13 protein-coding genes and 1 pseudogene are annotated in these 11,472 nt (G+C 41.6%); 1 reads left to right on the top strand and 13 read right to left on the bottom strand.

The annotated features are described in order from the left end of the window. Positions 1-50: 50 nt before the first annotated feature. From C9991_RS07170 to C9991_RS07155, 4 genes are all read right to left on the bottom strand, one after another. Positions 51-1,991, bottom strand: a complete 1,941-nt coding sequence (locus C9991_RS07170; protein WP_106811916.1) for an exo-alpha-sialidase — start codon at positions 1,989-1,991, stop codon at positions 51-53. 124 nt (positions 1,992-2,115) lie between these two features. Beyond that, positions 2,116-3,171 (bottom strand): DUF5017 domain-containing protein, encoded by a 1,056-nt coding sequence (locus tag C9991_RS07165; RefSeq protein ID WP_106811915.1) that lies wholly within the window; start codon positions 3,169-3,171, stop codon positions 2,116-2,118. 52 nt (positions 3,172-3,223) lie between these two features. Continuing rightward, positions 3,224-3,685 carry a RagB/SusD family nutrient uptake outer membrane protein gene (locus tag C9991_RS07160; protein WP_106811914.1) on the bottom strand — a complete coding sequence of 154 codons (462 nt, stop codon included), beginning with the start codon at positions 3,683-3,685 and terminating at the stop codon, positions 3,224-3,226. Between the two features lie 739 nt (positions 3,686-4,424). Continuing rightward, entirely contained in the window at positions 4,425-4,580 is a 156-nt protein-coding gene (locus C9991_RS07155; RefSeq protein WP_106811913.1) for a hypothetical protein, read from the bottom strand. Positions 4,581-4,752: 172 nt separating this feature from the next. Here C9991_RS07155 and C9991_RS07150 point away from each other — a divergent pair. Further along, positions 4,753-4,938: pseudogene (locus C9991_RS07150) on the top strand (DEAD/DEAH box helicase); the annotation flags it as partial. Here the strand turns inward: C9991_RS07150 and C9991_RS07145 are convergent. From C9991_RS07145 to C9991_RS07105, 9 genes are all read right to left on the bottom strand, one after another. Next, positions 4,919-5,836, bottom strand: a complete 918-nt coding sequence (locus C9991_RS07145; protein ID WP_106811911.1) for an agmatine deiminase family protein — start codon at positions 5,834-5,836, stop codon at positions 4,919-4,921. The pseudogene C9991_RS07150 and the gene C9991_RS07145 sit on opposite strands and share 20 nt — an antisense overlap. Then, on the bottom strand, positions 5,833-6,408 hold the full coding sequence (locus C9991_RS07140; protein WP_106811910.1) for a hypothetical protein: 576 nt from the start codon (positions 6,406-6,408) through the stop codon (positions 5,833-5,835). Before C9991_RS07140 ends, C9991_RS07145 begins: the two co-directional genes overlap by 4 nt. Before the next feature lie 16 nt (positions 6,409-6,424). Then, positions 6,425-7,324 (bottom strand): helix-turn-helix transcriptional regulator, encoded by a 900-nt coding sequence (locus C9991_RS07135; RefSeq protein WP_106811909.1) that lies wholly within the window; start codon positions 7,322-7,324, stop codon positions 6,425-6,427. A gap of 4 nt (positions 7,325-7,328) precedes the next feature. Then, on the bottom strand, positions 7,329-7,928 hold the full coding sequence (locus tag C9991_RS07130) for a hypothetical protein (protein ID WP_106811908.1): 600 nt from the start codon (positions 7,926-7,928) through the stop codon (positions 7,329-7,331). A 21-nt stretch (positions 7,929-7,949) separates the two neighbouring features. Further along, positions 7,950-8,690 (bottom strand): hypothetical protein, encoded by a 741-nt coding sequence (locus tag C9991_RS07125; protein WP_106811907.1) that lies wholly within the window; start codon positions 8,688-8,690, stop codon positions 7,950-7,952. 109 nt (positions 8,691-8,799) lie between these two features. Next, positions 8,800-9,312, bottom strand: coding sequence for a HEAT-like fold family protein (locus tag C9991_RS07120; protein ID WP_106811906.1), 513 nt, complete (start codon positions 9,310-9,312; stop codon positions 8,800-8,802). Positions 9,313-9,316: 4 nt separating this feature from the next. After that, positions 9,317-9,457 (bottom strand): hypothetical protein, encoded by a 141-nt coding sequence (locus tag C9991_RS16985; RefSeq protein WP_232823272.1) that lies wholly within the window; start codon positions 9,455-9,457, stop codon positions 9,317-9,319. Positions 9,458-9,616: 159 nt separating this feature from the next. Continuing rightward, positions 9,617-9,841, bottom strand: a complete 225-nt coding sequence (locus tag C9991_RS07110) for a DUF3791 domain-containing protein (protein ID WP_106811905.1) — start codon at positions 9,839-9,841, stop codon at positions 9,617-9,619. A gap of 185 nt (positions 9,842-10,026) precedes the next feature. Continuing rightward, positions 10,027-11,460 carry an NADH-quinone oxidoreductase subunit N gene (locus tag C9991_RS07105; RefSeq protein WP_106811904.1) on the bottom strand — a complete coding sequence of 478 codons (1,434 nt, stop codon included), beginning with the start codon at positions 11,458-11,460 and terminating at the stop codon, positions 10,027-10,029. Between the last annotated feature and the right edge of the window lie 12 nt (positions 11,461-11,472).

Below are 11,472 nucleotides of genomic sequence, written 5' to 3'. Positions count from 1 at the left end.
ATTATCTATGCAACAGATGGCAGAGACTTGTAGCACAATGCAACTGCTGTTTACTTTACACTTATCTTTCGTGTTACCTCTTTGCCATTATTCAGCGCGAAGTTTAAAAGATATACACCTTTGGTGGTGGGCTTGATAAAAGAGGTGGTAGAAAAATCGCCCACCTTGCTGCCAGCGAGGGTGTAGACGGTGGTTTTAGCCACGTTACCACTAACCGAAATATTTGTATCGCCCACAACAACACTAACCTTTGGTGTAACTTTAACTACATTTACCTTGGTGGCGTTGGGGTTAGTGCCTAACACAAAGTCAATCCATGTCCATGAGGCATCACGCTTTGCATCAGGCATCATATCATAAACCACATTGTTACTGCCGTCGTGATTGTCGTGCAACATAACGTTAGTACGCATCAATTTCTCTATCGGAGGCGTGGTAAAGCCCAGCGCACTCCAAGGTATAGCGGCTTCTATGATATAATATTTGTTGGCTCGAGTTATCACACTACGCACGTTTTCAACCTTGTTTGCCATCCAACGACGCTTTTCATTGCTGCCCTTATAGGCCACCACGCCACCATCAAGGCGGAAGAACAGGCGGTGAATGTTGTCGACGGGCTGCTCGTCAGAGGCATAATCGGTATCGAGGAAGAGGGTTACACCATCGCCGTAGGATGAAGGAAGAGGGTGCTGTGTGTTGTCAGAAACGCGAGTGGTAAAATAGAGAGCATCCTCATCATAAGCAAAGTCGGCGGTAAAACGCACCTTATTAGAGCTATGTCCTAAGAGCAACTGCGTAGCGTTGGCCGTATAGTAGCCATCTCTTATTGTTTGTTTTCCATCAATGGTGGGATGGGCATAGGAGGCTTCGAGCTGTCGCACGGCTCTACCTTTTATCATATCAATACGTCCGTTCATGCCTCCTACAGCCACAACGGTACCTGTATCGATAACGGCAAGCGAGTTCCACAATGAGTTATCGCCACCAAAGGGTTCGCTCATGGCCTTAAAATCTTTGGCCTGCTCGTTACCTACATATACCCACATTTGCAGTTTCGACATGTCGGCGCCATTGCCATTCTCGCCTTGATGCGAGATAATGGTTTCGCCCCAAGGAAGCTTGCGAAGATAGGGAGCACCACCACGGTATAGCGGACTATAATCGTAGTTGACGGCTTGCCAACGATATTGGCTGGCAGCATCTACCCAATAGTTGTTCCAGTTGGTTTCAAGCGGACAGGTTACCACCGTGGGGATAAAATTGTTTACACCTGCCCAACCATTGTCTTCAAAGGCTAAAGCAATAGTTTTACCATCTTGTAAGATGATGGCCGACGGCATGCCATCGCGATAACCTGCACGGAAAGAAACTTTTTGAGCCGCTGTCCATGTTTGGCCTTTATCAAACGAGCGGCACATTGATATCTGTTGCTCGTTCGAGGCGGTATAGGGTCCTTCGTCGGCAAAATAAAGTTGTAGCTCGCCCGAAGGGAGCTCAAGGAATGACGGTTCCCAGCAACCATCGTTAAACGTATGTAATGCATCGTTCACAAATATCTCGTCGCTCCAGGTTTTGCCGTTGTCGGTACTGCGTTTACAGCGTATACCGAAGCGGCGGTCTTCAGTGTAAGGCGTACTGGGGCGAGGGTTGTAGCCCACAACAATGGTGCCATCAGACAGCTGAACAAGGTCGGGCACACAGTTGGGTACATTATTTGTATTGTTGACAATGGTTGTCGGCGACGACCATGTGCTACCCTTATCTGTACTGAAGGCTATCACTATGCCCTTGCTCTCGCATGTGGCCATGAGCCTACCATCTTTAAGCTGGATGATACGAGCATAACCACCACTTGAGAATACGGTTTTGCGAGTGGCATTGTCCCAAAATATGCGCGACCCTTTATAGGGTTCGTGACGTGCGGCCAACGTAGCGCTGGGCATACTAAGCAAGGTGAGAGAAGTAAGAGCGAGAAGTAAAGTGCGACGCATATAGATATGTTGTTTTTAGAGTTGTTAGGGTTGTTAACAGATAGATTAACGAGAAGGGCAACATGCTGGGCAAGCCTATGTCCATACATGTCGCCCTTTTCTTTATCCTAAATTTATAGATCAATTATTGAAACTTGAAGACAAACTCAACGTTCGACACAGCCTTTGCCTGTGCATTAGCATCAGAAGAACGTTCAATGCTGAGCTTATCAGCAGCAAGATTGGTAGTGGTACCCGAAACCACTTCGGTGCCATCTATCATAAAGGTGCCGGTGCCATCAAGTGTATATTCAATCTTTGCATTGGCCACATCGGTGCCAGCGGGCAACGTGAAGGTGTATATCTGATGGTCTTGGTTAAAGGCATCGCGTGTGAGCACGCCCTTCACACCATTCACCGTTACAGTCTTAAACTCAGGATATATCAAGCAATAGAGTGTATATTGCTTAATGGTTCCTGCATAAGAGCGCACTGTGATGACATGATCTTGTGAAAGATTGTAGCGCACCTTGTTGGTGGTTACCTTATTCTTCAGGGCTTTTTGCTCGGCAGAGCTGAGGGCTGAATAGTTCTGAAGAAGCTGATAATCGGCATCAGACATATCAACAAACACGAGGGTAGAGTCGGAAGGCATATCATAATAGATACGCTGGTTCTTTGGGTTTACCTTAATGTCTTTACCATTATACACCTGCTTTGTGGGCAAATTCAGCACCCATGCATCATCTCCCAGCTTGTTAGCATAGAAGGTGTTGGGGGTGATTGTTGTGTAGAGGTCCTTAAATTCGGTCTCATCGTCAACCACGGTAACATCAAACGAGCAAGTGGCCTGTTTCAGGTTGCCACCCATATAAGTGTCGAAGGTAGAGGCTACGCACACCACATGATAGGTGCCTGGCGCTTTATACGAATAGGTGAAATGGTTTTTGTTCACGGCAATACCCGTTTCCATCTCGTCACGTTTCTCATAGCGATGTCCATCATCGCCAGGATAGATAGCTACAAGGTCGGCTACGCCTGTGAAATCAATCACCAACGATTCGTTCACCTTCAGCGTTGTCTTGTTCGTATCATATTGTATTGAAGCCACTGGTGTGCGCGACTCTACGTTCTCGTCACTACATGCTGTATTGAGAAGCAGTGCACAAGCCATGAGGGCAAAACTAATTATCTTTTTCATAAAATGTAAAATGACTTTATTGTTTACAACCATTTTTCATAAAAGCCGAGACTTAATAGCCAGGGTTCTGCTCAACCTTTCCGTTTGACACGTCAACCTCTGTCTGGGGAATAGGCAGAAGGTTGTGTACACCCTCGCGGAAGTAAGCTCCACGACGATTGGCACGGCGTGCTCCAAAAGCGTGCATCACCTTGGCAGCCTGTCCCGAGCGTACCAGATCGAAATAGCGATCCCACTCGAAACACATCTCGGCACGACGTTCTTTCCATATCTGGTCGCGCATATAGCCATAGCCGCCTGCCTTATAAAGCACCGTGCTGGCATTGATGGTGTTTACTTGCGCTTTACACATGTTCAGCATCTGCAATGATTTCTCGCGGTCGCCCATCTCATTCAGCGCCTCAGCATAGGTGAGCACTACCTCTGGGAAACGCATCACACGACGGTTCTTACCGTTGTCGCCACCATACTTAGGCTTATCTTTCTTCGGTGTGTACCACTTTAGCGATACCACACGACCTTCGCCACCTTGCCAGTTTTACCTATTGAATTGGTACCAAGGTCTATTCCAAGTATTTTTTCTGTCATATTTAGGAGATTTAATTCGTTAGTATGAAAAATGTTTCTTATCTTTGCAGAAGATACACAAGTGAAAGACTTTTCACAACAAGGCTATAAGCCGTAGAGTCCAAAGTTTGGATACTTTGGAGTATCTTCCACCCGCGGACAACCGCGGGTTTTTTGTATATATTTGTTCCAAAATTAAAGAATATTTGTTGAATATCCAAAATTTATAACAAATTTTTCCGATATAATTAAAACTATATGATTGATATAAAAATAGTTGAGTATTGTAATAAATGTGACATAAGAACCATAGCCACACAAATAAATTAGTATCAATGTTTTAATCTATGGTACATTTCGTAATTAAATGTGATATCTAACAACAAAAAATAGGCGTACCCACGATGTAGCCTTGTACACATTTATTCATCATTATACCTTTGCTTATAAATTAAAATCATTAGTGTCCCGTTAAAATCGGGCCCAGTTAAACATTAATCAAATAACCACAGAAAGAGGGGACAATCGAGTTCTTTGACATTTTTAAATCAGTCCTTTCGAAGAAATCAACGAGTGGTGTCTTATCCATAAGAGAAATGCTTAGAATCATTTCTATCAATTGGGCTAAAACTTTTTTGGCTTTGTTCATCGTGCAGTATCGTTGATAACTGCACGATGAACATTAACTAATCTATATTCCACATATTCATCTCATCACCTTCGAAAGCATCAAGACACTTTACCACCTTGGCCCTTCCATTAGAAAATTTATAATATTTATCATTTCTACAGGACAAAGAATCATATTCAATAGGAATAATTATCTCTCCTTTTATGTTCATAAACCCAACTTTTCTATTTGTTTCTAAGGCAAATACATATTCAGAAAATTGGTATATATAATCATAAACTGGAGAACAAAATAATACGTTTCGTTATTCTATATTTCGATTATTCTTTGTACATTTGTCACATTAATATATATATTCATAATACACCTTAAAATAATAACCTATGCTATCTACACTCAAAAGATATTTTGGATATAATTCCTTTCGCCCTCTACAAGAGAACATTATACGCCATATACTTAGCAACAAAGACTGTTTGGTGTTGATGCCTACTGGCGGTGGAAAGAGTATCTGCTATCAGATACCAGCATTGATGATGTCTGGTACGGCTATTGTAGTTTCTTATCTTCACTAATTGTCCATGTACAACAGTTCAAAGCTCCGCCCCATTTCTCAATAATTTCTTTCATCTGAACTTGAAAAATCCTTCCTCTATAATCAGGATATAAAGCAATAAACTGACCCATTGCTTCATTATCAAGTTTTGTATTGCCAATTCCTGGAACAATAATAACATCACGTGTCTGAAGAGCGTTGATATATGCCCAACTTAATTCGTGATATTCAGAAAGTTTCAACTCTATAACATAAAAATATTCCATCAAGATATTACGCATTTGAGTAGCAATACCATCATCATATACTGAAAGATTAGTTAACACTACAGGTTTGCCATTTTTTTGTGCGCCGACAAATCTTAATATTCCATCCGTATGCCCACAAACATCCTTTTTATCCCATGGTAGCCATACTATAGTTTTATCATCATTATCCGAATTATATTCTTTGAGTTTGAAAGAATCCCGAATTTTAGATTCTATCTCCTTTTTAGATAATCCTTCGTTTTCTATCATCACCTTGTCTGTCATTACAATAAAGGATTTAGTGGTGTAAGTATTTGGTTGTTCTATTTCGCCAACAACAATATTTCCACCATCTATAACCAAAGAAGAATGATTGATTTCAAAATTCTTATCTTCAATCTTATTCATCACTTTATCTACATCAGTAATATATTTTTCCTTTCCTTTTAGATAGTCGGGATTGTATACAAATTGAGAGAAACGATTACATGCATATTGTATTGGCATATAGTCACGACACCAATAATCCTTAGTTAAAGGAAGCGTTTCATGCGCTACGTTATTAGCATCCAGAATTTCACAAACATCCTTATAGATATTGGGATAATCTGTACGTAGCAACTGTGAAAAAAACACTTTGTCTTTATATTGTTCTGTTATCATAGCTTTTCAACTCGTTTAAATCCCCATAATCTGTTGTCGTTTATTTTGATTCGCTTCATAGGTTCTGCATAGCCCAGCGTTTCATCAGACTCATCTATCCATTCTATACTAAACTTGCCATTGCTTAGCATATTTGCTCCACCATATAAATCATACCAAAAATCATGAGGAGCCCAATTTTTTCTTTTTTCATTATTCTCCCATTCTTTTTCCCCAGGCACAATAGCTTTATAGCCTCTAATCAAGAAAGACGCATGATATTTCTTCTGTGGATCATCAAACAAAACATCCACGCCTGATGGATTCGGACATACAGCACCTAAAGCATAGCCAAATTCATCTTTCCCTTTCAGATATTTTTTTTCATCTTTAATATTGCCATCATCCTCGTGGTAATAAAATTCGATGCAGGTCAACTTTAGTTTATACGCATCCTTACAACCGCCATTAATAAGAAAATAGCCAGAGAAGAATGCTGCTTCAGCAATTTTCTTAAACTCTTCAAACAGGTTTGCTTCGCAACCATCAGCGCCTTTGAAAGCTTTTAAGGCTTGAAATAATCTTGATTCCATACTTATTGAATTATTTTTATTTGTAAACTTCTATTGTTTTTTCCAACCATTTATATATCTTCTCCTGAAGACTTCTTGGTTCCAAAACTTTTATCATATTGCCGAAACTCATTAACTTCATATAAAAGTCGTAGGTTGGACGTAGGGTTAATTCAAAATCGGCATAATCATCACATGCATAGATTTCTCTTTGCGAATGATGCAACGGCAATGTGCGCATATAGTGCTGATGATATTTATCTGCCCTTAACACAATTCTTTGAAGCGGAGCTGATTCATCCAATACAATTCCAAAGTATTCTGCAAAATATTCTTTTGCACAAAATTCTTTTGGCAAAACAAAATTAGCATCTGTTAAGTTAACACCTTCTATTCTATCAAGAGAATACAAACGCAAGTAGTTATAGTCTACATTTCTTGCTAACATATACCAACGCTGTGCGGACATTTTCACACAGTACGGTTCAACAAGAAACGTCTTCGCCTCTTGCATCGAAAAAGAACGAAACGTCATCTGCAGCACAATATTTGACTTCATCGCTTCAAGTATTGTTGCAAGAAAGTCTTGGCTCGAAGGAATATCTTCTGTCAGTATTCTATCATGGATGGATATACAGCTTGATATTGTTTCTGCCGTGCCGTAGATGTCAAGAAGCCATGTACGCAACTCTCCTTCGCTTAAAACTTCGGGATTGGCTATATAATAATGGTATCTGCCATGTTGTTCACAATCAATCACAATGCCGAACATATCAAGAATACCACCTTTCCAACGATCAAAGGTCTGCCGTGGCAAGTTCTCACCACGGCTAAGGTCTATATTCTGACGCCACTTTTCATTGAGATCTTTCAATGTAATGCGGCCAGAACGATGAATGGTCTTGATAACCCAGATGTATTTTTGAATGAGTGACATAGGCTTAATCCTTCCAAATATTCTCCCAACAATCCTCACATGAAACCCCTTTCAACGGATTCACAAAAGCTTTATGTCTTTTCGTTTCAGGTTCATCTTCTCCCATAAGCCATTTGACATCTATTCCTGCTGGACTTTTTTCAGATATTTCTTTATCTCTATACCAATCATACTTGTACCAAACATGTGCAGAATGAAGTAGCTCAATAAACTGGCTACGTGAAAGAATAAAGTACCTAAACTTCCATTCTTCATTTACCATATTAACATAAACAAACACATACGGTCCCATTACTTTCTCCTCAAGCAAATCGCGCTTAAGACTATCCTCTATTGTAAATCCTGTTGGAATATTCTTTTGTACACTTGTCTTTACTTGAATAAGAGCCGACACTGGCTTCCATGGATAGTTAGGCGTTTCTTTTATTTCGCTATTAAGACAGACAATATCAATTGATTTGTAATTTTTTATTGTACAATTCGCATTGAAGGCATCCCATCCATTTTGCATAAGCATAGACACAACCATATTCTCTCCCACTGCCCCAAGACGTGCTTTTTCAGGTTGTGTCGACCTTGTACCAAGTGTATTATTTGTACTCATTTTGATTATATTATATAGTTATTATTTCCAATTAAACTCCTCGATTCCAAGTATCTCAAGTCCCAAGTATTTCCATACTTCATTATCAAAGTTTGGTGTATATTTTGCCATTGTGCGTAAGACGGATTCATCTTCTTTACCACGATAAGTATTGTTGAAGGTCAATGCTTTATCCCATATAGAAACTGGGTCTGCGCAAGGGTCTAACTGATAGAATATTGTTCCGATACGCTCTAAATTATATCCCCTTTCTTTACACATATCCAGCGTCAAACTGTGATTGTCCAAAGGGAAGCCATAGAATCCATCGCCAATCCTACCGCATAGTGAAGCAAGACATAAAGCTCCCATTTCGTATCCATTAGGTTCTTTTACCAGCACAACATCGCCAGTGAACATTCTACTACCGTTGCTGTCATCATACCCTGTGTCTATTCCTGCAAAGATAGAACGCAACGTATAGCCACGTCCTTCACACGGATGCCCGAAGTAGTCTTCTACTAAGTCTGGATTGTGATCTTCTTCAAATTCTTCACTCTGTTGCCAAACATACAGACCGCCATCTTCCCAAAAGAAGAAGTCACCAAAGTCGGCATAACCGAATCTGTTCTTGTCTATAACATAGCGTATACGGATACGAGGACAATCCTTCTTACTTCCAAGTCCTATTTCACCCTTATGCTTGATACAGAGAAATGACAAGATATCCTCGTTAAGCACTCTCGGAATAGACCCATAATAGAGTTTATTTGATTCTTCCATAATAGTAGTATTATTGAATCAAGTGCAAAGGTACGCATTAGGTGTCTCAATATGCGTTACAGGGTAATAAAAGATTGTATAACAAAGAAAAATAAAGCGATAAGCTAAACTACAATTTCTTCATCACTTGCCGCCATGCCGAGCGCAGTCCAGGCGATAGAGGCTCACAACTTATCATTTCAAGCGTTTGGCGCAGTTCATTAAGAAGTTCGGGCCAATAGCGCATTTGCTCGTAGGCAAGCTTGATGCATTGCGCTCTAACGGCATAAGGCGACTTGGGGTCAGTAAGTCGCATCAGACAGTAATCAATAAAATCGGTACGGATGTCTTCTTCGGTATAAGGCTGACGAAGAAGCAGATTGAGCATTAGGCGAAGCTTTGTAGCGTCCTTTTCATTCAAACAGCGGTCAATAAGCTGGTCGTGCTTGGCATATAGCCATTCATTATCAGCCAACGCGAAATGGGTGAATACCCACAACGCATTGGTTGCCACACGACGGTCGTTGTCAAGCGTAAGCTGATAAAGCTGTTCCTTTAAACTATGGTTTTGCTCGCCCTGAACAAGCAAGCAAATATCATTTATCCCGTCCATGGAAAGACGGTGAGAGAGGAGGGTTTTCATGAATCTATTTTACTATACCTGTTTCTATCTCGTTTTCTAAATACGAGAACACATACACCGAACCTTCGTAGTACAAACCACAATCTGGGTTGCACAAACGCTTATAGGTCTCTGAAGAATACAATTCATCAAGTGCCTTCTTCATATTCCACCCATATTTTTGCATCAGCATTTCGACTAACTCGGTAGAGAGACATTCTATTTGAAATTGGATATCTTCGCTCATAACAGCCAAAATCCTTGCCTTTTCATGAACGACATAAATCTATCTTGTCAATCACAACGTTGCTGCCATGATATAATTTCAGCATCCCAATCGTCCTCCATTCTTTTGGCATAACAACATTATATCCTCCACAGCATCCTCTATAGAAAGAGTATGCTCTGCAGCATAACTATCTATAAGGAAATCTATTCCTTTAAACCTGCGTAAATAGGCGTATGACTGCGCCAATGTCAAACTAAAACGATTGGCAAAAGCACCGACACAGCAGTTTATATATTCAATTATATTATGTGTAGAATCCATAAGCTTCTAAACGTTTATTCTATATAATTATCTTATCGCAAATCTACAACAATTAATCCATACGGCAAAATGTTTTCAAAAAAAATGGTTGACAACTCGCTTGGTGCGAATTGCCAACCATTCTTCTTTATTATTCGTTTATGCTATATTAACATTCTTGCTCTGGCAAGCGGCAAAGCCGAGCGCTACATCGCAGATGTAGCCGCTACCAGCCATCCGTAAACGCAGCTGCATACGCCGAAGAGGAGTACGCCCACTGTGCAGAGAGCAAGAGCTGTGCGTGTGGCGCAGTCGCTCTGGAATGTGGGGAGCGGAGTGTCTGTCTTGTTGATGTACATACACTTAACTATCTTCAAGTAGTAGTAGAGTGACGGTACGGTGTTGACCAATGCCAGAAACACTACTGCGTAGGCGATATTCGAGCCTTGCTGAGCTGCTGCCATGAACACGAAGAACTTGCAGAACATACCAGCGAAAGGAGGAATACCTGCCAATGAGAAGAGAGCGAGAGTGAGGAGGAACGAGAGCTTAGGGTTGGTGGTGTAGAAACCATCGAACACCGACATCTCTGTATTGCCCTTGCCACGTGTCTCAACAACGTTGATGACTGTGAACACTGCCATATTGGCTGCAACGTAGATAAGCACGTAGTACATCAAGGCTGTGAGGCCCATTGTCTCGTTGCCTACGGCTGCAAGCATGATGTAGCCTGCCTGCGAGATAGAACTGAACGCCATGAATCGCTTGAGCTCTGTCTGACGAAGAGCGAAGAGGTTGGCGATGGTGATGGTGAGCACGATGACGATGTACATCAAGGTCTCGTAGTATTCTACCATCGGACCGAACACCTTCAGCAAGATTGTCATCAAGGCGAAAGCAGCAGCACCCTTAGATACAACGCTCAGATAACCTGTCACGGCTGTAGGAGCGCCCTGATATGTATCAGCTGTCCAGAAGTGGAACGGTACAAGAGATATCTTGAAACCAAGTCCGCTGAAGAAGAACACAAGACCCATGATTGTCAATGGGCTTGCGCTGATCTTGGCAGCCATATCGTCGAAGTAGAGTGTGCCACATGCACCATAGAGGAACGAGATGCCATAGAGCATAACGCCGCTTGAGAATGTGGCGGTGAGGACAAAATTGGCAGCTCCCTCAGCCGACTCCTTCTTGTACTTTTCGAATGCCACGAGGCAAGCCATAGGTACAGAAGCCATTTCCAGACCGAGGAAGAACATGAGGAAATGTCCTGATGAAATCATCATATACATACCAAGCAATGTAGAGATAATGAGCTCGTAGAACTCACCCTCCTTGCGCAGCACATCCTCGCGCTCAATCCACGACTGAGCCATAACTACAACGATGAATGCTCCGGCTGTAAGGATAACCTTCATCACCTGGGCTGCTGCTGTTGCTGTATAGAGTCCTGCAAATGCCTCTGCAGGCTGGGCTGTGAAGCATAATACCACCTGAGCTACCAACAAAACGCATGTCAGCATGCTCAATGTAGCGTGTTTCTTCTCGCCCTTCAAGAAGAGATCGGCGAGGAATACTATCACGAGGATTGCCATAAGGCCAGCCTCGGGTATCATATTAAAAAACTGACTATAATCCATTTTTTACTGCTG

It is taken from the genome of Prevotella merdae (genome assembly GCF_900290275.1).
GTDB lineage: Bacteria > Bacteroidota > Bacteroidia > Bacteroidales > Bacteroidaceae > Prevotella > Prevotella merdae.
Note: the sequence above shows the minus strand (reverse complement) of the source record. Positions and strands in the feature narration are given on the sequence as shown.